This window comes from Micromonospora reichwaldensis (assembly GCF_031845925.1).
Taxonomy (GTDB): Bacteria; Actinomycetota; Actinomycetes; order Mycobacteriales; family Micromonosporaceae; genus Micromonospora; species Micromonospora reichwaldensis.
This window is the reverse complement of the sequence record NZ_JAVRFL010000048.1, coordinates 20,976-46,287: the sequence shown is the minus strand read 5'-3', so window position 1 is coordinate 46,287 and position 25,312 is coordinate 20,976. Positions and strand designations below refer to the sequence as shown.

Annotated in this window: 26 protein-coding genes; 12 read left to right on the top strand and 14 right to left on the bottom strand. The window is 74.7% G+C overall.

Features of this window, described 5'->3' with window-relative positions; all coding sequences use genetic code 11:
• Positions 1-100: 100 nt before the first annotated feature.
• The 3 genes from RM555_RS28220 to RM555_RS28210 form a co-directional block, all read right to left on the bottom strand.
• A complete protein-coding gene (locus tag RM555_RS28220; protein WP_311414568.1) occupies positions 101-1,276 on the bottom strand; it encodes a cysteine desulfurase family protein in 1,176 nt (391 codons plus the stop codon).
• 121 nt (positions 1,277-1,397) lie between these two features.
• Entirely contained in the window at positions 1,398-2,054 is a 657-nt protein-coding gene (locus RM555_RS28215; protein WP_311414567.1) for a class F sortase, read from the bottom strand.
• The gene (locus RM555_RS28210) at positions 2,051-2,881 is read right to left on the bottom strand and encodes a DUF4397 domain-containing protein (protein WP_311414566.1); all 831 of its coding nucleotides are present in this window, start codon (positions 2,879-2,881) and stop codon (positions 2,051-2,053) included. Before RM555_RS28210 ends, RM555_RS28215 begins: the two co-directional genes overlap by 4 nt.
• Before the next feature lie 230 nt (positions 2,882-3,111).
• Here RM555_RS28210 and RM555_RS28205 point away from each other — a divergent pair, with 230 nt between their 5' ends.
• Positions 3,112-3,714, top strand: a complete 603-nt coding sequence (locus RM555_RS28205) for an RNA polymerase sigma factor (protein ID WP_311414565.1) — start codon at positions 3,112-3,114, stop codon at positions 3,712-3,714.
• The gene (locus tag RM555_RS28200; RefSeq protein WP_311414564.1) at positions 3,668-4,453 is read left to right on the top strand and encodes an anti-sigma factor; all 786 of its coding nucleotides are present in this window, start codon (positions 3,668-3,670) and stop codon (positions 4,451-4,453) included. Before RM555_RS28205 ends, RM555_RS28200 begins: the two co-directional genes overlap by 47 nt.
• Positions 4,454-4,569: 116 nt before the next feature.
• Here the strand turns inward: RM555_RS28200 and RM555_RS28195 are convergent, their stop codons facing one another.
• From RM555_RS28195 to RM555_RS28175, 5 genes are all read right to left on the bottom strand, one after another.
• On the bottom strand, positions 4,570-7,278 hold the full coding sequence (locus tag RM555_RS28195) for an HAD-IC family P-type ATPase (RefSeq protein WP_311414563.1): 2,709 nt from the start codon (positions 7,276-7,278) through the stop codon (positions 4,570-4,572).
• Positions 7,279-7,449: 171 nt separating this feature from the next.
• Entirely contained in the window at positions 7,450-8,409 is a 960-nt protein-coding gene (locus tag RM555_RS28190) for an electron transfer flavoprotein subunit alpha/FixB family protein (RefSeq protein ID WP_311414562.1), read from the bottom strand.
• Positions 8,410-8,420: 11 nt separating this feature from the next.
• Positions 8,421-9,200: an electron transfer flavoprotein subunit beta/FixA family protein gene (locus RM555_RS28185; protein ID WP_311414561.1), complete on the bottom strand. Its 780-nt coding sequence runs from the start codon at positions 9,198-9,200 to the stop codon at positions 8,421-8,423.
• A gap of 366 nt (positions 9,201-9,566) precedes the next feature.
• Positions 9,567-9,974: a hypothetical protein gene (locus tag RM555_RS28180; protein WP_396888854.1), complete on the bottom strand. Its 408-nt coding sequence runs from the start codon at positions 9,972-9,974 to the stop codon at positions 9,567-9,569.
• Positions 9,975-9,976: 2 nt separating this feature from the next.
• On the bottom strand, positions 9,977-10,774 hold the full coding sequence (locus tag RM555_RS28175; protein WP_311414559.1) for a GNAT family N-acetyltransferase: 798 nt from the start codon (positions 10,772-10,774) through the stop codon (positions 9,977-9,979).
• A 40-nt stretch (positions 10,775-10,814) separates the two neighbouring features.
• Here RM555_RS28175 and RM555_RS28170 point away from each other — a divergent pair, with 40 nt between their 5' ends.
• The 3 genes from RM555_RS28170 to RM555_RS28160 are packed head-to-tail and all read left to right on the top strand — an operon-like array spanning position 10,815 to position 12,013.
• The gene (locus tag RM555_RS28170) at positions 10,815-11,207 is read left to right on the top strand and encodes a YidH family protein (protein WP_311414558.1); all 393 of its coding nucleotides are present in this window, start codon (positions 10,815-10,817) and stop codon (positions 11,205-11,207) included.
• A complete protein-coding gene (locus RM555_RS28165) occupies positions 11,204-11,551 on the top strand; it encodes a DUF202 domain-containing protein (protein ID WP_311414557.1) in 348 nt (115 codons plus the stop codon). The genes RM555_RS28170 and RM555_RS28165 overlap by 4 nt, the downstream gene beginning before the upstream one ends.
• A gap of 27 nt (positions 11,552-11,578) precedes the next feature.
• Entirely contained in the window at positions 11,579-12,013 is a 435-nt protein-coding gene (locus RM555_RS28160) for a PLD nuclease N-terminal domain-containing protein (protein ID WP_311414556.1), read from the top strand.
• A 45-nt stretch (positions 12,014-12,058) separates the two neighbouring features.
• On the opposite strand, the gene RM555_RS28155 is transcribed toward RM555_RS28160, so the two are convergent.
• Positions 12,059-13,681, bottom strand: a complete 1,623-nt coding sequence (locus tag RM555_RS28155) for an acetolactate synthase (protein WP_311414555.1) — start codon at positions 13,679-13,681, stop codon at positions 12,059-12,061.
• A gap of 118 nt (positions 13,682-13,799) precedes the next feature.
• Positions 13,800-14,573: an enoyl-CoA hydratase-related protein gene (locus RM555_RS28150; protein WP_311414554.1), complete on the bottom strand. Its 774-nt coding sequence runs from the start codon at positions 14,571-14,573 to the stop codon at positions 13,800-13,802.
• 99 nt (positions 14,574-14,672) lie between these two features.
• On the opposite strand from RM555_RS28150, the gene RM555_RS28145 reads away from it, so the two are divergent.
• Complete coding sequence (locus tag RM555_RS28145; RefSeq protein WP_311414553.1) at positions 14,673-15,149, top strand: DUF6232 family protein; 477 nt, start codon at positions 14,673-14,675, stop codon at positions 15,147-15,149.
• On the opposite strand, the gene RM555_RS28140 is transcribed toward RM555_RS28145, so the two are convergent.
• Positions 15,146-15,547: a nuclear transport factor 2 family protein gene (locus tag RM555_RS28140; protein ID WP_311414552.1), complete on the bottom strand. Its 402-nt coding sequence runs from the start codon at positions 15,545-15,547 to the stop codon at positions 15,146-15,148. The genes RM555_RS28145 and RM555_RS28140 overlap by 4 nt on opposite strands.
• 247 nt (positions 15,548-15,794) lie before the next feature.
• Between RM555_RS28140 and RM555_RS28135 the strand changes: the two genes are divergently transcribed.
• Together RM555_RS28135 and RM555_RS28130 are read left to right on the top strand one after the other, a co-directional pair.
• Complete coding sequence (locus tag RM555_RS28135; protein ID WP_311414551.1) at positions 15,795-16,274, top strand: DUF6232 family protein; 480 nt, start codon at positions 15,795-15,797, stop codon at positions 16,272-16,274.
• Positions 16,275-16,331: 57 nt separating this feature from the next.
• Positions 16,332-17,081 carry a hypothetical protein gene (locus tag RM555_RS28130; RefSeq protein ID WP_311414550.1) on the top strand — a complete coding sequence of 250 codons (750 nt, stop codon included), beginning with the start codon at positions 16,332-16,334 and terminating at the stop codon, positions 17,079-17,081.
• Positions 17,082-17,143: 62 nt separating this feature from the next.
• Here RM555_RS28130 and RM555_RS28125 read toward each other — a convergent pair whose 3' ends face one another.
• Positions 17,144-18,040: a ribokinase gene (locus tag RM555_RS28125; RefSeq protein ID WP_311414549.1), complete on the bottom strand. Its 897-nt coding sequence runs from the start codon at positions 18,038-18,040 to the stop codon at positions 17,144-17,146.
• Positions 18,041-18,120: 80 nt separating this feature from the next.
• Positions 18,121-18,915 carry an ABC transporter ATP-binding protein gene (locus RM555_RS28120; RefSeq protein ID WP_311414548.1) on the bottom strand — a complete coding sequence of 265 codons (795 nt, stop codon included), beginning with the start codon at positions 18,913-18,915 and terminating at the stop codon, positions 18,121-18,123.
• Between the two features lie 130 nt (positions 18,916-19,045).
• Between RM555_RS28120 and RM555_RS28115 the strand changes: the two genes are divergently transcribed.
• Together RM555_RS28115 and RM555_RS28110 are read left to right on the top strand one after the other, a co-directional pair.
• Positions 19,046-20,056: an ABC transporter ATP-binding protein gene (locus RM555_RS28115; RefSeq protein WP_311414547.1), complete on the top strand. Its 1,011-nt coding sequence runs from the start codon at positions 19,046-19,048 to the stop codon at positions 20,054-20,056.
• A complete protein-coding gene (locus tag RM555_RS28110; protein WP_311414546.1) occupies positions 20,053-21,066 on the top strand; it encodes an ABC transporter permease subunit in 1,014 nt (337 codons plus the stop codon). The genes RM555_RS28115 and RM555_RS28110 overlap by 4 nt, the downstream gene beginning before the upstream one ends.
• Before the next feature lie 160 nt (positions 21,067-21,226).
• On the opposite strand, the gene RM555_RS28105 is transcribed toward RM555_RS28110, so the two are convergent.
• The gene (locus tag RM555_RS28105; protein WP_151455628.1) at positions 21,227-22,402 is read right to left on the bottom strand and encodes an ROK family transcriptional regulator; all 1,176 of its coding nucleotides are present in this window, start codon (positions 22,400-22,402) and stop codon (positions 21,227-21,229) included.
• A gap of 166 nt (positions 22,403-22,568) precedes the next feature.
• Here RM555_RS28105 and RM555_RS28100 point away from each other — a divergent pair, with 166 nt between their 5' ends.
• Both RM555_RS28100 and RM555_RS28095 read left to right on the top strand, forming a co-directional pair.
• The gene (locus RM555_RS28100; protein ID WP_311414545.1) at positions 22,569-24,020 is read left to right on the top strand and encodes a glycoside hydrolase family 3 protein; all 1,452 of its coding nucleotides are present in this window, start codon (positions 22,569-22,571) and stop codon (positions 24,018-24,020) included.
• Positions 24,021-24,108: 88 nt separating this feature from the next.
• Positions 24,109-25,311: a PP2C family protein-serine/threonine phosphatase gene (locus RM555_RS28095; RefSeq protein ID WP_311414544.1), complete on the top strand. Its 1,203-nt coding sequence runs from the start codon at positions 24,109-24,111 to the stop codon at positions 25,309-25,311.
• Position 25,312: the final 1 nt, after the last annotated feature.

Sequence of the window (25,312 nt, the reverse complement as noted above, 5' to 3'; positions counted from 1 at the left end):
GAGTTGTGGTGGTGGGCGAATGCCGCGAAAGGTCACGGTTCGGTCGCCACAACTGCATGATCGGCCCACGGGTGGGGCGGGCGCGGGAGGGGAAGGAGGGTCAGCGGGGGGTGCGGAGGGCGGCGGCGCGGCGGGCGCGCTCGACGGCGGCCGGGAGGGCGGCGATGAGGGCGTCGACGTCGGCGGGGGTGCTGGTGTGGCCGAGGGTGAAGCGCAGCGAGGAGCGGGCGCGGTCGTCGTCGGCGCCCATGGCGAGCAGCACGTGTGAGGGCTGGGCCACCCCGGCGGAGCAGGCGGAACCGGTCGAACAGGCGATGCCCTGGGCGTCCAGCAGGAGCAGCAGGGCGTCGCCCTCGCAACCGGGGAAGGAGAAGTGCGCGTTGCCCGGCAGCCGGCCGGTCGGGTCGCCGTTGAAGACGACCTCGGGCACCGCGTGCCGGACCCGCTCGACCAGGTCGTCGCGGAGCGCGGCGACCCGGGCCGCGTACTCCTGCTGGCCCTTGACCGCCGCCTCCACGGCGACCGCGAAGGCGACGATGCCGGCCGTGTCGAGGGTGCCGGAGCGCACGTCGCGCTCCTGGCCGCCGCCGTGCAGCAGCGGGGTGGCCGACACGTCGCGGGCGAGCAGCAGGGCGCCCACCCCGGTCGGCCCGCCGAGCTTGTGCCCGGTCACGGTCAGCGCGGCGACCCCGCCGACGGAGAAGTCGACCGGCACCTGCCCGACCGCCTGGATCGCGTCGGTGTGGAAGGGCACCCCGTGCTCGGCAGCGACCGCGGCCAGCTCGGCGACCGGCTGCACGGTGCCGACCTCGTTGTTGGCCCACATCGCGGTCACCACGGCGACCCGGTCGCCGTGGGCGGCCAGCTCGGCACGCAGCTCGTCGGGGCTGAACCGGCCGGCGGCGTCGACGGAGAGCCAGCCCACGCCGGCACCCTCGTGGTCGGCCAGCCAGTCCACCACGTCGAGCACCGCGTGGTGCTCGACGGCGCTGCAGACCACCCGGTCCCGCCGGGGGTCGGCGGACCGGCGGGCCCAGAAGATGCCCTTCACGGCGAGGTTGTCGCTCTCGGTCCCGCCGCCGGTGAAGACGACCTCGGAGGGCCGGGCGCCCAGCGCGGCGGCCACCCGCTCCCGCGACTCCTCCACCCGCCGCCGGGCACGGCGGCCCGCCGCGTGCAGTGAGGACGCGTTGCCGACCTCGCGGGCGGTGGCGACGTACGCCTCCAGTGCCTCGTCGAGCATCGGAGTGGTCGCCGCGTGATCCAGGTAAGCCATCACGGTTCAGCCTACGACCGGCGCCGGACCCGGTGGTGGCCGGAGTACGCCGTGCGGGGCCGGGGCGGAAGGCGTGCGCTCCCGCCCCGGCGCCGCGCCCGCAACCGGAGCGGGGATCCGGTCAGGCCGGCACGGCGGTGACCACGATGTTGTCGCGGTACCGGCGTGCCTCGGCGTCGAACGGCCCGCCGCAGGTGATCAGGGTCAGCCGGGGCTTGCCGTCCCGGGCGAAGTAGCGGTCCAGGGGGATCTTCGTCTTCCGGTACTCCTCGCGGGCGACGACCCGGTACTCCCTGCGGACGCCGTCGCCGCCGGTGGCGGTGAGGGTGTCGCCGCGGTCCAGCTCCCGGAGCCGGAAGAAGGCCCCCTCGCCCTGGGTGGCGCTGTCCACGTGCCCGGCGACGACCACCGATCCCGCCCGCGCCTCCAGCCCCGGGCCGTGGCGGTACCAGCCGATCCGGTCCACGCTGGGCGGCACCTCGAACTCGCCGGTCGCGCCGTTGATGCCCACGGCGTCGACCGTGGCGGTGACGCCGATGGCCGGGACGACCAGCCGTACGGGCGGGACGGTCCGCGTACCGCCGGGCAGCTCGCCCCGGGTGACCGGCACCGACGGGCCGGCGGCCGGCGGGCTCGGGGCGGCGCCGGCCAGGTCGGCGGCCTCGGTCGCGCCGACGTTCCCGGCCGGCCGGGAGCCGCAGGCGACCACGGTCGCGACGGTGAGCGCGGCGACGCCGGCGGCCACGGCCGCCAGCGCCCCGCGGTGGCGCACCGTCACCTGCGACCGGTCCGGGCGGTGGCCACCCGCGCCCCGCCGCCGACCAGGAGCAGCACGCCGGCGCCGGTCAGCACGTACCACCAGGTGTCCACGCCGGTGCCGGCCCGACCGCCGTCGCCGCTGGGCACCCCGGCCGGGGCCGAGTGCAGACCGGTGATGGTCTGCGCCACGACGCCCAGGTTCTTCGCCTCGGCCGAACCGATGGCGTACACGATCGTCGCGGTGCCCTCCTTGAGGTCGAGGTCCGCCGGCCCGATCGCCACGGTGTCGGTGCCGGCGAGCACCACGTCCGCCTTGACGGTGCCCGCGTCGACGTCGCCCTTGGCCTCGTTCGGGTTGGTGAGTCCCTCGAAGACCGGGGTGCCGCCGGCGCGCACGTCCACCGCCGGGGCGGCGGCGGTGTGCCGGACGATCAGCCGGGCCTTGCCGGCGGCGACCTTGCCGGTGTCGTTGACGAACGGCGTGATCTTCGGCTTGCCGGCGGCGTCGAGGTGGGCGGCGAGGCTGATGTTCGCCGCGCCCGGCACCGCGGCGTCGTCGACGCTGAGGATGGCCCGGGCGATCGGCTCGCCGGGCTTGGTGAGCGCGATGTCGTACGCGCCCTCCTCGAGGTTCAGCGGGCCGGCCACGTCGCCGGGCTTGAAGTTGTCCAGCGTCTTCTCGCCGTTGACGTAGACGTCGACCGGGGTGTCCGGGATGCCGTGCACGACGGAGACCTTCGACGAGGCGGCGTACGCGGGGGTGGCGGTGAGGGCGCCGGCTCCGGCGAACGTCAGCGCGGCGACCGCCCCGCCCGCGGCGACCCGACGGAAGTACGAGAGCTGCATGTCTGCCTCCTGGTGGTTGGTACTGGTTCGTCAGGCCTGGTGTGCAAAACGAGTTACGCCCGGTCCACGGCCGCCGGATGCGGCCGGCGGCAACTTCTTTTCGTCCGTCACAGCCGCATCCGTTCGCCGCCCGCGGAGCGAAGAGCTGCTGAGACCAGACCGACCGGAGAGGTGGGGCGATGGCTGTGGGAGCTACAGTCGGGCATGCCCCCTGGAAGGCGAGCCGCCCTGTGACAGCGGCACGGCAGGAGCCGGACCCACCCGTGGACGACCTGGCCGCCCGCTTCCGTGCGGGCGACGAGCTGGCGCTGCGGGAGGCGTACGACCGGTACGGCCGGGCGGTCCTGCACCTGGCCACCAGCACGTTGGCCAACCGCAGCGACGCGGAGGACGTGACCCAGACCACCTTCGTCGCCGCCTGGCTGGGACGGGACACCTTCGACCCGGCCAAGGGCTCGCTGGTCGGCTGGCTGCTCGGCATCGGCCGCCGCAAGGTGATCGACCGGCTGCGGGCCTCCGCGCGGGAGACCCGGGTGGTCGAGACGGTCCGGCAGTTGCCGGAGTCGGCGCCGACCGGCCCGGATCCGGACACGGTGGTCGACCGGCTGGTGGTCGCCGACGAGCTGGCCCGGCTGCCCGACGATCAGCGGCGGATGCTGGAGTTGGCGTTCTTCGACGACCTGACCCACCAGCAGATCGCGACGGTGACCGGGGTGCCGCTCGGCACGGTCAAGAGTCACATCCGGCGCGGCATGGCGAGCTTGAAACGCAGATGGGAGGTGGACGGTGCCGCACCTGGACCACGACCGGCTGGTCTTCCTGGCGCTCGGTGAGACCGAGGCGGACGCCGGAGAGAACACCCACCTCGACACCTGCGCGCACTGCCGGGCCGAGATGGAGACCCTCCAGCACGTGGCCGGCCTCGGCGCCGACGCCCAGGGCCTGCACGACCTGCCCGATCCGCCGGAGCACGTCTGGCAGGGCATCGTCACGGAGATCCGCGCGGCGCAGACCCTCCCGGCGCTGCCCGGGCCGCGCGCCGAGCGGTCGCCCGACGAGCGCCCCTCGGGCGAACGGCCGTCCGAGCGGTCGGGCGGGGTGCTCCTCGCGCCGAGGCGTGGGCGCTGGTCGCGCTGGGCCGTGACCGCCGCGACGGCGGTGGCCGCCGCCGCGATCGGGGTCGTCGGCACCGTCGCCGTGCTCGACGCGACCGGGTCGACGCCGGAGCCCGCCCCGCGGCGGGTGGTGCTGGCCAGCGCGCCGCTGAAGGCGTACGGGGAGACGCCGCCGGACGCCAACGGCGAGGCCCGGGTCTTCGACGACGGCCGGCTGCACCTGCACGTGGCGAATCTCCCGGACGTCCCGGGGTACTACGAGGTGTGGCTGATCGACCCGCGGACCATGAAGATGTTCTCGGTCGGCGTGCTCGGCGACGCGACGGACGAGTTGCTGCCGTTGCCGCCGAACGTGGACCTTGAGGCATACTCGGTTGTCGACGTCTCCGCCGAGACGTACGACAACAACACCGCCCACTCTGGCAAGAGCCTGGTGAGGGGCACCCTGACGGGCTGATCGGCGGGCCGGCTCAGCTCCCCGGCCCGCCGATCAGCTCCCATCGCCGCCCCGGCGGCCGGCGCCGCGATGCTGTCCGCCAAGCGACCGGCGGCCCCAGCGAGCCGGCCGGCGGCTCAGCCGAGCCGGCGGCCGAAGCGGCCGAAGCGCTTGTCGAGCGCGGCGATGGCGGAGACCACGACGGCGATGCCCAGGATCCGCAGCCACGCCTGCCCGTCGATGGGCGCCGTGCGGAACAGGTCGTTCATCACCGGCAGGTAGGTCAGGGCGAGCTGGCCGAGGGCCTGCACCAGCACCCCGACGATCAGCCAGCGGTTGCTGAACAGGCCCAGGCGCCAGGGCGAGCGGGTCAGGGAGCGGCAGCTGAACAGGTAGAACGCCATCACGGTGACGAAGAGGTTCACCGCGGCGGTGCGCGCCTGCGCCAGGTCGGCCCCGCCGGAACGCTCCCACTCGAACAGCCACCAGGCGCCCACCACCAGCAGCGCGGAGACCAGCAGCACCCGGACCACCAGCGCGACGGTCAGCAGGGGCTGACCCGGGTCGCGGGGCGGGCGGTCCATGATCCCGGGCTCCCTCGGCTCGAAGGCGAGCGTCAGGCCGAGGAACACCGCCGTGGTCATGTTGATCCAGAGGATCTGGCTCGGCAGGATCGGCAGCGCCGAGCCGAGCACGATCGCGACGAGGATGACCAGCCCCTCCGCCGCGTTGGTGGGCAGCGTCCAGGTGATGAACTTGGTCAGGTTGGCGAAGACGCCGCGCCCCTCCGCGACGGCCGTCTCGATGGTGGCGAAGTCGTCGTCGGTCAGCACGACGTCGGCGGCCTCCTTGGCCACCTCCGTGCCGCTGCGGCCCATGGCCACCCCGATGTTGGCCTGCCGCAACGCGGGGGCGTCGTTGACCCCGTCACCGGTCATCGCGACCACCTGGCCGTCGGCCTGCAACGCCTCCACCAGCCGCAGCTTCTGCTCGGGCGAGACGCGGGCGAACACCGACGCCTGCCGTACCGCCGCGGGCAGTTCCCCGGCGGGCAGCGCCGACAGGTCGGCGCCGGTCAGCACGTCGCCCGGGCCGGGCTCGGTACGCAGCAGCCCGAGCCGGCGCGCGATGGCGCTGGCGGTGGCCAGGTGGTCCCCGGTGATCATCTTCACGTCGATCCCCGCGCGGTGGCAGGACCGGACGGCCGCCGCGGCGGCGGCCCGGGGCGGGTCGAGCATCGCGTGCAGCCCGGTGAAGACCAGGGTGCCGGCCAGTTCCTCCTCCGCGAGCCCGTCCGCCGGGCCGACCGGCCGCATCGCGGTGGCGAGCACCCGCAGCCCCTCGGTGGCCAGTTCGTGGGCGGCGGCCAGCACGGCCGGGGCGTCGAGCGGTCCCGTCGAGCCGTCGGGACGCGCCGCCGAGCCGGACCACTCGACCACCCGCTCCACGGCCCCCTTGACCAGCACGATCCGCCCGCCGTCGGGACGCTCGTGCAGGGTCGCCATGAACTGCCGCTCCGAGGTGAACGGGACGGCGGCCACCCGGGGCAGCTCCGCGGCGACCTCGTGCGCGTGCAGCCCCACCTTGGCGCCCGCCACGAGCATCGCCCCCTCGGTGGGGTCGCCCAGCACGACCCACCGCCCGTCCTGCTCGTCCAGCCGGGCGTCGTTGCAGCCCACGCCGGCCAGCAGCGACCAGCGCAGCGCGCCCTCCCCGGTCGGGGCCGGGCCGCCCCCGGGGTCCCGGATCTCGCCGGTCGGGGCGTAGCCGGTCCCGCCGACCTCGTAGCGGCCCTGCGGCGTCCAGAGCACCTGGACCGTCATCTGGTTCTCGGTGAGGGTGCCGGTCTTGTCGGTGCAGATCACCGTGGTGCTGCCCAGCGTCTCCACCGCCGGCAGCCGCCGGATCACCGCCCGGCGGCGGGCCATCCGGGACACGCCGATCGCCAGGGTGATCGTCACGGCGGCGGGCAGCCCCTCCGGGATCGCGCCGACGGCCAGCGCCACAGCGGCGGTGAACGTCTCGCCGGCGTCCTGCCCCCGTACCACGCCGATGCCGAAGGTCACTGCGGCGAGGAGCAGGATCGCCACGGTGAGCAGGCGGCTGAACCGGGCGAGCTTGACCGTCAGCGGCGTGTCCAGCACCTCCGCGCCGCCGACCAGGCGGTGGATCCGCCCCAGTTCCGTCTCCGCCCCGGTGGCGACCGCGACGCCGACGGCCGTGCCGCCGGTGAGCAGGGTGCCGGAGTAGAGCAGGTTGCGGCGGTCGGCCACCGGCGTCTCGGCCGGTACGACCAGCTCGTCCTTGCGTACGGGCAGCGACTCGCCGGTCAGCGCCGACTCGTCGGCCCGCAGTTCGGCGGCGCGGACCAGCCGCAGATCGGCGGGCACCTTCTCCCCCGCCTCCATCAGCACCAGGTCCCCGGGGACCACGTCGTCCGACGGCACGTGGCGCTGCCGGCCGCCGCGCAGCACCCGGGCCTGCGTACGCACCATCGCCCGCAGCGCGTCGAGGGCCGCCTCCGCACGGGACTCCTGGAGGAAGCCGACGACGGCGTTGACGAGCACCACCCCGAAGATCACCGCCGAGTCGACGTACTCGGCGAGCAGCAGGGTGACCACGCCGGCGGCGACCAGCACGTAGATCAGCGGGTTGTGGAACTGCCGCAGCAGCCGGCGCAGGGCTCCGCCCCCGGTGGCGCTGGGCAGCACGTTGGGCCCGTACCGCTGGAGCCGGGCCGCCGCCTCCTCGTCGGTCAGCCCGTGCTCGGTGTCGGTCCCGAGCAGCAGTACGACCTCGTGCACGGCGAGCGCGTGGTGGTCACCCTCGGACGTCCTGGCCGGCATCGGCACACTCCTGTTCCGCACGGGGACGGCCGCACCGGGCACCCGGGGAGAGCGTCTCCATCGTCGCAGGCCGGCGCGGGGCCCGTGGGTCGTTCCGGGCGCGACCGGAGAAAACGGCGAGGGCCGGGAACCGTGTCGCGGTTCCCGGCCCTCGCGCGGACGGACGTCAGCTCACTTACGCTTGCGGATCTCCTCCGCGGCCTGCGGGACGATCTTGAACAGGTCGCCCACCACACCGAAGTCGGCCAACTCGAAGATCGGCGCCTCGCCGTCCTTGTTCACCGCGACGATCGTCTTCGAGGTCTGCATGCCGGCCCGGTGCTGGATCGCACCCGAGATACCAAGCGCGACGTAGAGCTGCGGAGACACCGTCTTACCGGTCTGACCCACCTGGAACTGGTGCGGGTAGTAACCGGAGTCGACCGCCGCCCGGGACGCGCCCACAGCACCACCGAGCAGGTCGGCCAGCTCCTCGACCAGCTTGAAGTTGTCGGCGTTGCCGACGCCACGACCACCCGAGACCACGATGCCGGCCTCGGTGAGCTCCGGACGCGAGCCCTTCTGCTCGGCGACCCGGTCGACGACCCTGGCCAGCTTGTCGGTGTCCGTGACCGCGACGGTCAGCTGCTCCACGGCCGGGCTGGCCGCCGCCGGGGTCGGGTTGACCGAGTTCGGCCGGACGGTCACCAACGGCAGGCCCCGGGTGACCTTGGACTTGACGATCGTGGAACCGGCGAACGCCACCTGGGTGGCGGTGCCGTCGGCGGCCAGGCCGACCACGTCGGTCAGGATGCCGTTGTCCAGCTTCACGGCCAGCCGGGCGGCGATCTCCTTGCCCTCCTGCGACGACGCCAGCAGCACGGCGGCCGGCTGCACCCGCGACACCAGTTCGGCCACGACGGTCGCCTTCGGGGCCACCAGGTAGCCGTCGATCTCCTCGCTCTCGGCCGCGTAGATCTTCTCCGCGCCGTACTCGCCCAGCCTGGCGCTCAGCGCCTCGGCGGCGCCGGGACCACCGAGCACGACCGCGCTCGGGGTGCCCAGCTCGCGGGCGAGGGTGAGCATCTCCAGGGTGACCTTCTTGACGCCGAACTCCCGGGTGGCTTCGACGACGACGAGAACCTCAGACATGTCCAGACCCCTCACACGAACTTCTCGGTGGCGAGGAACTCGACCAGCTTGACGCCGCCGTCGCCCTCGTCGGTGATCTTCGCGCCGCCGGAACGCGGCGGGCGCTTGGTGTGCTCCAGCACGGCGCTGGTCGCGCCCTCGAAGCCCACCTCGGCCGCAGCCACCCCAAGGTCACCCAGGGACAGCGTCTGCACCGGCTTCTTCTTGGCGGCCATGATGCCCTTGAACGACGGGTAGCGCGGCTCGTTGATGGTGTCCCAGACGGAGACCACGGCGGGCGTGGTGGCGGTGACCACCTCGTAGCCCTCCTCCGTCTGCCGCTCCACCGTCAGGGTCGCACCGTCGACGGTGAGCTTGCGGGCGCCGGTCAGCGCCGCGATGCCCAGCCGCTCGGCGAGCATGTGCGGCATCACCTGCACCCGACCGTCGGTCGACTCGCTGCCGCACAGCACCAGGTCGGCGTTCAGCTGGCCGAGCGCGGCGGCGAGGACCTTCGACGTGGCGACGGCGCAGGAGCCGTGCAGGGCGTCGTCCAGCACGTGCACGGCCTTGTCCGGGCCCATGGAGAGCGCCTTACGGATCGACTCGGTCGCCCGGTCCGGACCCATCGTCAGAACCGTCACCTCACCCCCGTGCGCCTCCTTGATCTTCAACGCCTCCTCGATGGCGTACTCGTCCATCTCGTTGATGACGTTGTTCGCCGAACCGCGGTCGACGGTGTTGTCGTCAGCACGCAGGCTGCGGTCCGCGCCCGAATCAGGCACCTGCTTGACGAGTACGACGATGTTCATCGCGCTTCGACGACCCTCCTGTTGGTGTTGCGATCGCTCGCCCGGTCTGGGGCGCAGCCTCGCGCGTCCGTTGACGCCGGTCAACCGCGCGGTGCTGTGCAGTTGCCCACGGCGCAATGTTACCTGCCAGTAGCATCCGCCTCCGGCGACCTCAGGGTGACACAGCTCACGAACGACCCTGCGGGCGGGTAATCTGACGAATCGGGAGGTGTCACGAAATGTCAGAAAACGCCAGCGAAGGTCGTCCCGACGTTCCGCGGCACCGCTGCCGCCGGACGCGGCCCGAGGCGTACCGGTGCGCCTGCGGTCGGCTCCGCGACCGCTGCGTCCGGGCCGCCGTCCGGGCGCTCTGGTCGTCGACCCGGCTCACGCCGGCTGATCGAGCGCGTCCCGGATCCGCTCGATGACCGCCGCCTCGGCCGGGGCCACCCCCCGGTGCGCGGCGGCCACCCGCTCGGCGGCGGACAGCACGACCTCGCGGTAGCCCGCCACGTCCCCCGGCGCCTTGTCCCGCAGGATCCGCACGGAACTGCCCAGCGCCGGCAGCACCACCGCCTCGATCTCCAGCGCCGAGTCCCGGGGCAGCTTCGGCAGCGGACCACTGGTCAGCGCCTCCTTCACCAGCCCGCTGCTGTCGGCCATCGCACCGGAGGCGGCGAAGCTCTCCCGGAACAGGGCGAGCATCCCCGGGTCCGCGTTGGCCACCAGGAACACCGCCCCGAACGCGCCCGTCTTGAGGGTCAGCCGTTCCTCGGCCGTCAACCGCTTCTCCATGATCACGGAGTGTAGACGTACGGGGTGGTGGTCGTGACCGGGACGAGACCGAGCCGCTCCAGGATCGGCCGGCTGTCGTCGGACGCGTCCACCTGCAGCAACGTCCGGCCGCGCTGGGCCGCCAGCCGGGCCCGATGGCCGACCAGCGCGCGGTAGATGCCTTGGCAGCGCCACGGCGCCAGCGTCGAGCCGCCCCACAGCGTGGCGAACCCCGTCCCCGGCACGTACCGCACCCAGCCCGCGCTCACCACCTCGTCGCCCGCCTCGGCCACCACCACGGTGATCGACTGCGGGTCGGCGGCGATCTCCTTCTCCAGGCCGGTCGCCAGGTGACTGCGGTCGGAGTTCCAGACCGCCTCCTCCATCGCCACGATCCGGTCCAGGTCCGCCCGGGCGGTCACCTCGCGCAGGCGTACGCCCTCGGGGACGACCGGGAGCGCGGCGGCGAGCGGCGCGACCGGCCCGATCACCACGGTCTCCCGCTCCTCCGGCACGAATCCCGCCGCGCGCAGCCGGTCCGGCAGGTCCGCCGGCTCGTCGTGGCCGTGCAGCTTCCACTCGACCGACTCGCCGCGCGCCCGGAAGAACTCCACCTGCCGGGCGATCAGCTCGTCCAGCGCCGCGCCGCCGAGCCCGCCGAGGTCGCGGTAGGTGAGGAAGCCGCCATGGTCGAGGCCGAGGATACGAATCAGCGGGCCGTCCCGTTCCACCGCCGCCCCGGCCGGCAGCGGGTCGGGCACCAGCGCCCGCAACTGGTCGTCGTAGGTCTTCCGCAGCGTCGTCACGTCAAGATCCGTCACCGCACCAGGCTACGACCGGACGGAAACGGATAATAGCCACGTGTGGCAGGCGATCAGACGATGGTTCGACCCGCGCGAACTGCGCGCGGTCGGCAGCACCCCCGACTACCGGTTCTCGCTGGCCAACGAGCGGACCTTCCTGGCCTGGCTGCGCACCGGGCTGGCGCTGGTCGCGGGTGGACTGGCCGCCGCGCAGTTCCTGCCGCCGCTGCCGCTGGCGTACCTGCGCGAGGCGATCGCCGTCGCACTGCTGCTGCTCGGCGGCACGGTCGCCGTACGGGCGGTCGACCACTGGGCGCGTACGGAGCGGGCCATCCGGCTCGGCGAGGAGCTGCCCGCCTCACGATTCCCGGCGGTGCTCGCCCTCGCCGTCGGCCTCGGCGCGCTGCTGCTGGTCGCGGCGGTGCTGGCCCGGGCGGTCGGCGGCCCGTGAACCACCGGACGGAGCCGCCACGGCGGGACCGGCCGGCGCGCGACCCCGGGCTGCAACCCGAGCGGACCCGGCTGGCCTGGCGGCGTACGGCGCTGGCGCTCACCGTGATCATGGTGCTGACCGTGCGGCTCGCGCTCACCGGCCCGGCCGCCGGCGGGACGCTCGGCGCGCTGGTCGCCGGGGCCGCCGTGCTGGGCTGGGGTGCGGCGCTGGCGGTCTGCTGGCGGCGGGCCACCGGCACCGGTCCGCTCCCCGGCTACGGGCGGTCGCTGCCCCTGGTCGCCCTCGCCACGGCCGGCTTCGCGCTGCTCGGCACCCTCCTGGCGGCGAGCGGCCTGGGTTGACGGGCCCCGGTGCGCCATGATTGACGCATGGCCCGGCTCTACGTCCTCCTCTTCGTCGCGCAGATCGTCCTCGCCGTCTGCGCGCTGATCAGCTGCCTCTCCGCCGAGGAGGGCGAGATCAAAGCCCTGCCCCGGATCGCCTGGGTGCTGATCATCCTGTTCTTCCCGCTGCTCGGCTCCCTCGCCTGGTTCGCCGCCGGGCGTGAGCGCGTCCCCGGGCGGCCCGCCGGCGGAACGCCGAAGGGCCGGCTCCTGCCGCCCCGGGAGCGGCCCCGCCCGGTCGCCCCCGACGACGACCCCGAGTTCCTCCGTTCGCTCGGCGAGCGTTCCCGGCGCGAGGACGGCGAGCTGTTCCGCCGCTGGGAGGAGGACCTGCGCCGCCGTGAGGACGAGATGCGCCGGCGCGACGGCGAGCCGCCGCGCGAGGAGGACCGGCCCGAGGGGTCCACGCCCGCGTCCTGAGCCCGCCGCCGTCGCCGACCTCCCGGCGACGGCAGCGGGCCCGGCTCAGGCCAGGTTCGACGAGCGGGGGTACGCGTCGGCCGGGTCGGTGAGCACGTTGACCAGGTACGGCACGCCGGCGTCGAACGCCCGCCGCAGCGCCGGGCCGAGGTCGCCCGCCTTCGCCACCGTCTCGCCGGCCCCGCCGAGGGCGCTCACGACGTGGTCGTAGCGCAGCTCCGGCTGGAGGTCGGCGGCGACGTCGTAGCCGTACATGGCGCGCATGGGGTGCTTCTCCAGGCCCCAGATGCCGTTGTTGCCGACCACGATCACCACGGGCAGCTTCTGCCGGGCGAGGGACTCCACGTCCATCAGCGAGAAGCCGGCCGCGCCGTCGCCCATGAGGACGCAGATCTGCCGGTCGGGGTGGCTGACCCGGGCGCCCATCGCGTAGCCCATGCCAGTGCCCAGGCAGCCGTACGGGCCGGGGTCGAGCCAGGTGCCGGGCTGCGCGGGCTCCAGGTAGCGGCCGGCGTACGAGACGAAGTCGCCGCCGTCGCCGATGGTGATGGCGTCGCGGGCCAGCACCTTGCGCAGCTCGCCGTAGACCCGGGCGGGCCGGATCGGGTCCGTCTCGGCGGCCATCTCCTCGGCGTCGCGGGCCTTCGCGGCGTCCTCGGCGGTCCGCAGCTCGGCGATCCAGTCGGCGTGGTCGGCCCGGTCGCCCGGGTGGTCGGCCAGGGCGGTGAGGATCAGCCGGAGGTCGCCGGCGGGGGCGGCGGCCGGCTGCACGTGCGCGGCCCGCTGGCTGGGCGCGTCGACGATGTGCACCACCTGGGCGTCGCCGAAGTCGCCGAAGCTGAGCCGGAAGTCGAGCGGGGTACCGATCACCACGACCACGTCGGCGCCCCGCAGCGCCACGCGACGGGCCTTGGCGAAGGCGAGCGGGTGCTCCGGCGGCAGCGCGCCCCGGCCCATCCCGTTGGTGAAGACCGGCACCTGGAGCGACTCGGCGGCGGCCCGCAGGGCGTCGACCGCGTCCCCGGCGTAGACGTCGGAGCCGGCGATGATCACCGGGCGGCTCGCGGCGGCGACCAGGCCGGCCGCCTTCGCCACCTCGTCGGTGTCGGGCTCGACCGGCGCGATGCCCGGCAGCGCCGGCAGCTCGGCGTCGGAGACCGAGAAGACCGCCTCGAGGGGGAAGTCGAGGAAGACCGGGCCCCGGTGCGGGGTGAGCGCCGCGGTCAGCGCCGCGGTCACCGCGCGCGGGATGTCGTCGGGGCTGAACACCGTCTCGGCGTGCTTGGTGACGGGGGCGACCAGCGGCAGGTGGTCCATCTCCTGGAGGCTGCCCGAGCCCCAGCGGAACTGCGGGGCCCGGCCGCCCAGCACCAGCACCGGTGAGGCGTTGAAGTACGCGCTCGTCAGCCCGGAGATGCCGTTGGTGACGCCGGGGCCGGCGGTGAGCACGGCGAGGCCGGGCCGGCGCTGGAGCTTCGCCACCGCCTCGGCGGCGAAGACCGCCGACTGCTCGTGCCGTACGTCGTAGAGGGGGAAGCCGGTCTTGTGCGCGGCGTCGTAGAGCGGAAAGACGTGCCCGCCGGAGAGGGTGAACATCTCCCGCACCCCGTACGCACGCAGCGCCGCGAGTGCGAGCTCCCCGCCGTGACCTTCGATCCGCTCCGTCATCGCCGCTCTCCCCTTCGTCCGCATGGCCGGAGTCACACGCTACTCACCGGTAGGCGGAATGTGAACAGTTCTCGACTCGATGCCTGGGCCGGCGGGCCACCCCGCCGGCCCGGGCCGGTCAGCGACCGGTGAAGTCCGGCTTGCGCTTCGCCACGAACGCCGCCATGCCCTCGCGCCGGTCGTCGGTGGCGAACAGCGCCGCGAAGAGCTGGCTCTCCCAGGCCAGGCCGGAGTTCAGGTCCATGTCCAGACCGGCGTCGACGGCGAGCTTGGCGGCGCGCAGGGCCTGCACCGGACCGGTGAGGTACGGGCGGACCAGCTCGACCGCGGTGTCGTAGACCTCGGCCGCCGGAGCGACCCGGTCGGCCAGGCCGATCCGCAGGGCCTCCTGGGCGTCGACCATCCGGCCGGACATGATCAGGTCCTTGGCACGGGCGGGGCCGACCAGACGGGCCAGCCGCTGGGTGCCACCCGCGCCGGGGATGATGCCGAGCTTGATCTCCGGCTGGCCGAGCTTGGCGTCCTCGGCCACCACCCGCCAGTCGCACGCCAGCGCCAGCTCGCAGCCGCCGCCGAGGGCATAGCCGGTGATCGCGGCGACGACCGGCTTGGGGATTCGGGAGATCGCGCCGAGCGCGCTGGACAGGTCGGCCGCCCGGTCCGCCATGTCCACGTAGGACATGTCGGCCATCTCCTTGATGTCCGCGCCGGCCGCGAAGACCTTCTCCCCGCCGTACACGATGACGGCGCGGACGCCCGGGTCGGTGGTCGCCGCCGCGGCGGCGGCACGCAACTCCTCCTGCACCTGGGTGTTCAGGGCGTTCATCGGCGGCCGCTCCAGCCGGATGGTGCCGATGCCGTCCCTGGTCTCCAACCGCACGAACTCGCCCACGCTGGCCCTCACTTCCTCGTCGAAGTCGCGTGCCAACCTTACGGCCCGGATCGTTGGGGTAAGTAGTGTGGTCTCAGGCCCGCCACCGGGAGTACCGCCATGATCACGTACTACGACGACAGATCCGTGCAGGTCACCTCGACCGCCGTCCGGGTGGACGGCCGGACCTTCCGGCTGGCCGACATCAGCATGGTCTGGCACCAGCGCGGCACCCGGTCCTGGCGGGTGCTCGTCGGGCGCGGCGCGATCGGCGCGGCGCTCGCCGGCCCCCTGGTCGCCGCCGCCCTCGGCATCGCGTTCGCACTCTGGCTGGACCGCTCCCTCACCGTCACCATCGCCATCGTCGGTGCCTCGGTGCTGATCGGGCTCGCGGTCGGCCCGGTCGCCGACTTCCTCTTCGAGCACCTCGACCGCTCGTACGCCCGGGGCAGCCGGCAGCTGGAGATCTGGGCCCGCTGGCGCGGCCAGCCGGTGCGCCTGCTGTGCACCGGCGACGCGCTGCGCTTCGGCCAGATCTACCGGGCGGTGCAGCGGGCCGTCGAGGCGGGCCAGCCCGTGTCGCCCCGCCGCCGCTAGAACCTGATCGGCCCGTCCGGCAGCATGCCCAGGCCGCGCAGCAGTCCGAACAGGTCCTGCTCGCCCCAGAACTGCACGATCCGGCCACCGGCCAGCCGGTACATCTTGCAGGCGCTCTGCACCGCCGTCGCGCCGGTCGCGTCCCGCCGGTAGGTCTGCGCCAGCGACACCACCACGCGGTCGCCGGCCGCGAAGATCTCGACGATCTCCTGATCGAGCACGGTCAGCCCCGGCGAGGTGACGGCCCCCTCGACGTGGTGCCGCCCCCGGACCGGCGTGCCGGAACCGTAGATCAGCACGTCCTCGTCGACCACCGCGCGCAACTCCGCCAGGTCCTTGGTGACGAAGGTCCGCAGGTAGCGGCGGACCACCTCGACGTTGCGCTCCTGCTCCGTCATGACCGGTCACGGTACCGCCCAGGACCGCTCAGGACCGCCCTGGCCGACGCGCTGGCAAGGCGGGCCTCAAGGCCCCTCGTCGGGCGCGGTGGCCTGCCGCCCGCGCTGTCGAGCTGCCCCGCCCGACGGGGCAGGCGCGCCGGTCGGCCCCTGGCTCGCACGCCCCGAGCGGTCCCATGAACGGGGCAGCTCGACAGTGCGGGCGGCGCGAGCGACGCGACCTGCGCGGCAGCGGTTAGGCTTAGTGATGACCATCTATTACCGGGACGACGCGGTGCAGGTGACGTCGGAGTCGATCCGGGCCGGGGGCCACGCCGTGGCGATCGCCGACGTGACGTACGTCTGGCACGCGCAGGGGCCGAAGACGCTGGCGGTACGGGGGCGGGTGCTGGGGCGCGGCGTCCTGGTCCTGCTCCTCTCGCTGCCTCCCCTGGTCGCGGTGGTCTGCGTGCTCTCGCTGGCCTGGTCGGCGCAGGACCGGGGCGAGTGGCAGCTGGCGCTGATCGTCCTCGCCGCGTGCGTGGTCGGCGCGCTGGCTCTGGCCCCCTTCCTGGAGATCCCGCTCGGCTGGCTCGACCGCTCCTACGAGCGGGGCAGCAAGGTGCACGAGCTCTGGGTCCAGCACCACGGCCGGGAGGTGCTGCTGCTGCGCACCCCGGACGCCCTGCGGTTCGGGCAGATCTACCGGGCGGTGCAGCGCGCGGTCGAGCAGTACACCGACTCCTGACCCCGCTCCCGCCGCCCTGTCCGGCGGCGCGGGCGCGGGCGACGCACACTTGGTGCCATGGTGATTCCCCTCCCCCGGCCCGCCGCGGTCGTCGGTCTGACCCGTTCCGCCCTCGACCAGGCCCTCGGCTCGGCGGCCTCGTTCGCCGCCGTGCCGGCCCGCGCGTTCGCCGTGCTGGACTCGGTGGAGGCCCTGCTGAAGCGGGTCGACGGCGTGGTGGACCGCATCGACGGCGTGGTGGACCGGATCGAGCTGACCCTCGACCGCACCGACCGGGTGCTCACCGACGCCGAGGGCGCGGTACGGGAGGTGGCCGTCATCAGCGCCGCCGCGACCACCGCGATCGAGACGGCCACCGGGGTGGCCGCCGCCGCGGCCGTCGTGGTCGGCGAGGCGGAGAAGGTGTCCCGCACGGCCGGTGCGGTGGTCGCCGAGGCCGACGCGGTGGCCGTACGGGCCGCCGGCACCGTGCGCACCGCGGCGGAGGCGGCGGCCACCGCCGCCGAGCTGCTGACGGCGTACGAGCCGGCGCTGCGCCGGGGTGCCCCGATGGCGAACCGCTTCGTCGAGCAGCTCAGCCACGAGGAGGTGAACGCCGCGATCCGGCTCGTCGACGAGCTGCCGAAGCTCAAGCAGCACCTGACCGCGGACATCCTGCCGATCCTGGCCACCCTGGACCGGGTCGGCCCGGACCTGCACGACCTGCTCGACGTCACCCGGGACCTGAAGCTCGCCGTCGCCGGCATCCCCGGGCTGGGCATGCTCCGCCGCCGGGGCGAGAAGCTCACCGACGACGCCGAGGCGTGACCGCCGCGCACCGTCGCGATCGTCCTGTCGGACGGACTCCCCCGGGCGACGGGTCGACCGGATCAGGCGGGGACGTACAGCTCGTCGATCTCGGCCCGGGTGGGCAGCGCGACGGAGGCGCCGAGCCGGCGGGCGCAGGCCGCCCCGGCCGCCGCCGCCCAGCGCACCGCGTCGACCACGTCCCGGCCCTCGCCCCAGGCCACGGCGAGCGCGGCGGTGAAGGCGTCCCCGGCGGCCGTGGAGTCGACCACGTCGACCTTGACCGCCGGCACGTGCACGGCGGTGCCGTCCCGGTCCCCGTACCAGGCGCCCTCCGCGCCGAGGGTGAGCACCGCCCGGGGCGCCAGGTCGAGCAGGGCCGACGGCTCGTCCCGGCCGCGCCCGGTGAGCGCCTGCGCCTCGGTCTCGTTGACCACCAGCAGGTCGGTCGCCGCCAGCAGCTCCGGCGGCACCGGCACGGCCGGGGCGGCGTTGAGCACCACCCGGGTGCCGGCCGCCCGGGCGACGACGGCCGCCTCGGTCACCGTCGCGACCGGGATCTCCAGCTGCGCGAGCAGCACGTCCGCCCCGCGTACGGCAGTCAGCTCGGGCTCGGTCAGGCCGCTCATCGAGGCGTTGGCCCCCGGGCTGACCAGGATCGCGTTCTCGCCCTCGGCGTTGACCATCACCAGCGCCACGCCCGACGTGCCGTACGTCGTGCGGAGCTGCCCGGTGTCGACCCCGGCGGCGGTGATCCGCGCCCGCAGGGTGACGCCGAACGAGTCGGAGCCGATCGCCCCGAGGAACGCGCAGGAGGCGCCGGCCCGGGCGGCGGCGACGGCCTGGTTGGCGCCCTTGCCGCCGGGCACCATGACGAAGTCGGTGCCGAGCAGGGTCTCCCCCGGCCGGGGCAGGGCAGGGGCGGTGCCCACCAGGTCCATGTTGGCGCTGCCCACCACGACGACCCGCGTCTGCCGCATCGCCACCTCCTCGCCGCCGGATTGCGCTGCGGCGAAGTCTAGGACCCGGCCTGCGGCTGTGGTCCGGGCCGGGGCGTCGGTCAGGCGGCGCGGGCGGTGAACCGGTCGCCGGAGCGTTCGACCACCAGCGGCAGCCCGAAGGTCTTGGAGAGGTTGTCCCCGGTCAGCGTGTCGTCGAGGAGCCCCTGCGCCACCACGCCGCCCTCGCGCAGCAGCAGCGCGTGGGTGAAGCCGGGCGGGATCTCCTCCACGTGGTGGGTCACCAGCACCAGCGCCGGGGCGTCCGGGTCGTACGCCAGCTCGGCCAGCCGGGCGACCAGGTCCTCGCGCCCGCCCAGGTCGAGCCCGGCGGCGGGCTCGTCGAGCAGCAGCAGCTCCGGGTCCGTCATCAGCGCGCGGGCGATCTGCACCCGCTTGCGTTCCCCCTCGGAGAGGGTGCCGTAGGCGCGTTCGGCGAGGCCGCCGATGCCGAGCTGGCCCAGCAGGGCGCGGGCCCGGGCCTCGTCGCTGCTGTCGTAGCTCTCCCGCCAACGACCGACGACCGACCAGGCGGCCGTGACGACGACGTCGCTGACCCGCTCTTCGGCGGGCACCCGCTCGGCGAGGGCGGCGGTGGAGAGCCCGATGCGGGTCCGTAGCTCGTTGACGTCGGTGCGGCCGATCCGCTCGCCGAGCACGTGAGCGGTGCCGGTGGTCGGGTGCAGCCGCCCGGCGGCGAGGTTGAGCAGGGTCGTCTTTCCCGCGCCGTTCGGCCCGAGCACCACCCAGCGCTCGTCCAGCTCGACCCGCCAGTCGACGTCGTGCAGCAGTGCCGTGCCAGCCCGGCGTACGCCGACGCCGTCGAGGCTGACCACCAGATCCTCGTCCCCAGTCACCCGACCATCCAACCACGCAACGCGGGGCGCCCCCCACGGGCGGCGCCCCGGCCATAGGGTGGGGCGCCGTGTCGTTGGTCACCACAACCGGAGGACGGTCCATGCCCGGTCGGAGCAGGGAGCCGCGCGGATGAGCGCGGTCATCGAGATCGAAGGGCTGCGCAAGACCTTCCACAGCGTGCGGCAGGGCCGCCGGGTGGCGGTCGACGGCTTCGACCTGCTGGTGGAGGCCGGCCAGATCCACGGTTTCCTCGGCCCCAACGGGTCGGGCAAGACCACCACGCTGCGCGCCCTGCTCGGGCTGGTGCGGGCCGACGCGGGTCGGATGACGGTGCTGGGCGTCCCCTCGCCGGCCGGGCTGCCCCTGGTCGCCGGGCGGGTCGGCGCGATCGTGGAGAGCCCGCAGTTCTTCGGCAACTTCACCGGCCACCGCACCCTGCGCCTGCTCGCCCGGGCCGGCGGTGTGCCGGTCGCCCGGGTCGACGAGGCGCTGGAGCGGGTGGGCCTGCGGGACCGGGGCGACGAGCGGGTCAAGGGCTACTCGCTGGGCATGAAGCAGCGGCTGGCGGTGGCCTCCGCCCTGCTCAAGGACCCGGAGCTGCTGATCCTGGACGAGCCGGCGAACGGGCTGGACCCGGCCGGCATCCGGGAGATGCGGGACCTGATGCGCTCGCTGGCGGAGGCGGGCGTGACCGTGCTGGTCTCCAGCCACATCCTGGCCGAGATCCAGCTGATCTGCGACCACGTGACGATCATCTCGCGGGGGCGGCGGGTGGCGGCCGGGCGCGTCGACGAGGTGCTGGCCGGCTTCGACCGGCACGAGCTGCTGGTGCGGGTGGACGATCCGCAGCGGGCCGTGGAACTGCTGACGGCGGCCGGGCTCGCGGCGACCGGGCACGACGACCACCTGGTGGTGGGCGACGTGGACGACGCCACCGAGGTCAGCCGCACCCTGGGCGAGGCGGGCCTCTGGGTGCGCGAGCTGACCCCGCTGCGGCCCGACCTGGAGAGCGCCTTCCTCGAACTGACCGGCACGGCGACGCACCCGGCGCTGCCCCGGCAGGTGGACGACTCGGTGCTGCCCGACGGCGGGCCCTCCGAACCGGTGATCGACCTCGACGAGCGGGGAGTGGACGCGTGAACCTGGTCCGTGCCGAGCTGGAGCGTCTCGGCGCCCGGCGCTTCGTGCAGCTCATGCTCGTCCTGCTGGTGCTCGCGTTCGGCGTCACGGCGGCGACCACCCTGGCGAGTTCCCACCGGCCCACCGCCCAGGAGGTCTTCGACGCCCAGCAGGCCGCCGCCGCGGCGCGCAGCGATCTGGAGCGCACCCACCAGCTCTGCCTGGACCGGCAGCGCGGCGTCGTGCAGGCGGACGACGTGCAGGAGTACGTCCCCGACAACTGCAGCGAGGTCGACCCGGCCCTGATGGAGCGGGCGCCCGTGGCGTCCGACTACCTCGCCGGGGTGTTCACCTTCGCCGAGGAGGCCAAGCCGCTGCTCTACTTCCTCATCGCCTTCCTCGCGCTCTTCGGCTTCCTGGTCGGCGCCTCCTACATCGGCGCCGACCTGAACTCCGGTGGCGTGGTCAACCTGCTGCTCTGGCGTCCCCGGCGGATGACCGTGCTCGGCACCAAGCTGGGCACGCTGCTCGGCGGGACGGCGCTGCTGTCCGTGCTGGCCTCGGCGGCGTACCTCGGGACGTTCTGGCTGATCGCGCAGGTCGCCGGGCGGCCGGGGCGCCTCGACGGGGAGTTCTGGGGCTCGCTGGGCGCGAACTGGGGGCGCGGCATGCTGCTGGTGCTGCTGCTCACCGTGGTCGGGTTCGCCGTCGCCACCCTGGGCCGGCACACCTCGGCGGCGCTCGGCGCGATCGCCGGCTACCTGGTGGTGTGGGAGCTGGGCGCCCGGCTGGTGATGGAGATCCTGGAGGTCGTCAAGGTGGACCGGTACATGCTCTCCAGCTACGCCGCCGCCCTGCTCAACGGCCGGGTCGAGTTCTGGGACTACCGGGCGTGCGACAACGGGGTCTCCAACTCCTGCGACGGCCTCTACGTGGTGACCTGGCAGCCGGCGCTGGTGTTGCTGCTCGGGCTGGCCGGCGCGTTGGTCGCCGCCGCCTTCGTGGCGTTCCGCCGCCGCGACCTGATGTGACGCCCGGCCGCCGTCGGCGGGCGCGGGCGCGGCAGGACCTTGCAGTGTCCGGGCCCGCGATGAAATATTCCTTCACATGACGCCGGGCCGCCGCCGACCCCGCCGACCCTGGTCGGCGAGGTCCGGCGCGCGGTCCGCGCCGGCGGGCGGCCGGCCCCGGTCAGCCGACGGTCGAGCCGAAGACCTCGTCGCGGACGGCGTCCAGCGCGGTACGCAGCGCACCCCGCAGGATCGGCTCCTCGGTCAGCCCCGTCGGCACGACCCGGGGGCGGACCAGCGTGATCGCCGCGACCTCGTGCTGCACGCGCTCGGCCAGCGCCGCCCCGCCGGCCTGGCCGACCTCGCCGGCGAGCACCACCAGCGGCGGGTCCAGCACCACGCAGGTGCTCGCCACGCCCAACGCCAACCGGCGGGCCACCTCGTCGAGCATGGGACCACCCGCCGTGCCGTCGGCCACCGCCGCCCGTACCGCGACCGCGCCGCTGTCATCCGGGTAGCCGTGCGCGCGGGCCAGGTCGCGGACCGCGTCCGCGCCGATCAGCTGCTGGAACGCCGGCTTCGCCCGGCGGGACACGTCGCGCGGGATGGGCGCGCCGGGCACCGGCAGGTAGCCGATCTCGCCGGCGGCGCCGCTGCTGCCGTGGTGCAGCCGGCCGCCCAGCACGATCGCCAGGCCGACGCCGGCGCCGACCCAGACCAGCACGAAGTCCGTCAGCCCCTGGGCCGCGCCCGACTGCGCCTCGGCGACGGCGGCCAGGTTCACGTCGTTCTCGAAGACCACCGGAGTGTGCAGGTCGTCCCGGAGCGCGGCGAGCAGACCGGTGTGCCAGCGGGGCAGGTTGAAGGCGAACGTGATGTCGCCCGTGCCCGGGTCGACGAGGCCGGGGGTGCCCAGCACGATCCGCCGTACGCTCGACAGCTGCGCCCCGGCGCTGCTCGCGGCCTGGACGACCGCGTTGTGCACGACCCCGACGGGGTCGTCGGTGTCGCGGACCGACTGCTCGACGCGGCCGATCACCGCCCCGGTGATGTCCGCGCAGGCGGCCACCACCCGGTCGGCGCCCACGTCCACCCCGACCACGTGCGCGCTGCCGGGCCGCACGGCGTAGAGCTGGGCGTTGGGCCCCCGCCCGCCGGCCTGCTCGCCGACGCGCGTGACCAGGCCCCGCTCCTCCAGCCGCTCGACGAGCTGGGACGCGGTGACCTTGGACAGCCCGGTCAGCTCGCCGAGCCGGGCCCGGGTCAGCGGCCCCCGCTCCAGCAGCAGCTCCAACGCCGCGCGGTCGTTCAGCGCCCGCAACAGGCGGGGGGTGCCGGGCAGCCGGGTCGCACTCATGCCACGTCCTCTAGTTTTGGTAAACCTTGCTAACTGTAAACCGACCTGCGAGCGGGTAGCCGACAGCGTATCGGCCGCCCGGGAGCGGGGTGGTCGGCCGACCCGGTACGTCACCGACCCCCGCCGGTACGACTTCCGTGCCGCGGGGACGAAAGGGGAAGATCACGTGGGGCTGGATCCAGGACTGCGCCGGCTCGCGCTCGGCACGCTGCTCGCCGCGTACCCGGGGCCGGTTCCCCCGGGCTGGGCGGTCGACCTGGTCGCCGAGGGGCTCGCGGGGCACACCCTGTTCGGCACCAACGTCCACGACCCGGGGCAGGTGGCGGCGAGCACCGCCGCCCTGCGGGCCGGCCGCCCGGACGTGCTGATCGCGATCGACGAGGAGGGCGGCGACGTCACCCGGCTCGCGCACGCCACCGGCAGCCCGTACCCGGGCAACGCGGCGCTCGGCGCGATCGACGAGGTGGCGCTGACCCGCCGCGTCTACGAGGCCATCGGCGCGGAGCTGGCCGCCCTCGGCGTCACCGTCAACCTCGCGCCGACCGTGGACGTGAACACCGCCGACGAGAACCCGGTGATCGGCACCCGCTCGTTCGGCGCCGACCCGGCCCGGGTCGCCGCGCACTCCGCCGCCGCCGTGACCGGCCTCCAGGCCGCCGGGGTCGCCGCCTGCGCCAAGCACTTCCCGGGCCACGGCGCGACGGTCGCCGACTCCCACCACGAGCTGCCCACCGTGGACGTGCCGCTCGACGTGCTGCGCCGGCGCGACCTGCCGCCGTTCGCCGCTGTCGTCGAGGCCGGCGCGCGGGCCGTGATGACCGCCCACATCCGGGTGCCGGCGCTGACCGGCGACGGCCCCGCCACGTTCAGCCGGGCGGTCCTGGTCGACCTGCTCCGCGGCGAGTACGGCTTCACCGGCACGGTCATCACCGACGCGCTGGAGATGAAGGGCGCCGCGGTGGCCGCCGGCGGGGTCGGTCCGGCCGCCGTCCGGGCCCTGGCCGCCGGCGCCGACCTGCTGTGCATCGGCGCCCAGGTCGACGCCGAGCTGGTCGAGCGGGTGGTCGCGGAGATCGTCGGCGCGCTCGGCGACGGCCGCCTGGACCGCTCGCGGGTGGAGGAGGCAGCCGGCCGCGCCGCCGCGCTCGCCGCCTGGACCCGGACCGCCGGCGCGACGCCGGCCGCCCCCGACGGACTCGGGTACGCCGCAGCGCGGCGCGCCGTGCGGGTGGAGGGCGAGCTGACCGCCCTGGACCGTCCGCTGGTCGTCCAGCTGCACGCCGCCTCGACCATCGCCGAGGGGCGGGTGCCGTGGGGCCTCGGCCCGCACCTGGACGGCACGGAGGAGCTGCGGGTGGTCGCCACCGAGACCGGGCCGGCCGCCCTGCGCCAGCTCGCCGGGGACCGGCCGATCGTGCTGGTCGGCCGCCACCTGCACCGGCTGCCGGGCGGCGCGGACCTGGTGACCGCGCTGGCCGCCGAGCACCCGGTGACCGTGGTCGAGATGGGCTGGCCCTCCCGGTGGCGTCCGGCCGGCGTACGGGCGTTCGTCACCACGTACGGCGCGAGCCACGCCTGCGGCCGCGCGGCCGCCGAGGTGCTCGGCCTGGCCGGCTGACGCCGACGGGCACGCGCCGTCAGGTGGCGGTTCGCTCCCGGCCGGGCCCGGCCGGCTTCGACGGGGCCCGGCCGGGGTATGCGACAGCATGACCGCCACCGACCCATGGCACCGGGCCCTGGCCGACCTGGTGTCCCGGTCCCACCGGCTGCCCCCGGACGAGCTCGCGGCCACGGTCGACGCCGCGCTCCGGCCGCTGGGCGTGACGGCGACGGTGTACCTGGTCGACGCCGAGCAGCACGGCCTGCGCCCGCTGCCAGGCACGGGGCGGGCGGCGCCGGAGCTGCTGCCGATCGACACCAGCCTCGCGGGGCGCGCCTTCACCCAGGTCGAGGTGCACGCGGGGCAGGGGCCACCGCCCCGGCTGTGGGTGCCGATCGTCAACGGCACCGACCGGCTGGGGCTGCTGGAGGTGTTCCCGCCGGCCGACGCCGACCTCGCCGACGAGGCGCTGCGGGACGGCTGCCGGCTCGTCTCCGGGCTCGTCGGTCACCTGGTCACCAGCAAGAGGGACTACGGGGACGCCCTGCACCGGGCGCGGCGCAGCCGCCCGATGGGGGTCTCCGCCGAGCTGCTCTGGAGCCTGCTCCCGCCGCTGACCTTCGCCACCTCGGAGGCGGTGGTCAGCGCCCTGCTCGAGCCCTGCTACGAGGTCGGCGGGGACGCCTTCGACTACGCGGTGCACGGCGGGACCCTGACGCTGGCGATCCTCGACGGGGTCGGGCACGGCCTGCCGGCGGTGCTCACCACCTCGGTGGCGCTGGCGGCGCTGCGGGCGGCCCGGCGCGCCGGATCGGACCTGCCCGGCCTGGTCCGGGCGGTGGACGCCGCGATCGCCGGCCAGTGGCACGACGCACGGTTCGTCACCGCGGTGCTCGCCGAGTTCGACACCGGCTCCGGACTGCTGCGGTACGTCAACGCGGGGCACCCGCCGCCGGTGCTGCTGCGCCGGGGACGGGCCGTGCAGGAGCTGACCGGTGGCCGCCGGCTCCCGCTCGGCCTGCCCGACGGCCGCGTCGAGGTGGCGCGGACCCGGTTGGAGCCCGGTGACCGGCTGCTGCTGCACACCGACGGGATGACCGAGGCGCGCGACCCGGCGGGCGAGATGTTCGGGCTGTCCCGCCTCGCGGACCTCGCCGAACGGCACATCGGTTCCGGGCTGCCGGCCGCGGAGACGCTGCGCCGCCTCAGTCACGCGGTGCGGGAACACCAGGCCGGGGCACAGCAGGACGACGCGACCCTGCTGCTGGTCGAGTGGTCCGCCGCCGCGGCGGCGAACTCGGAGCCCTGAG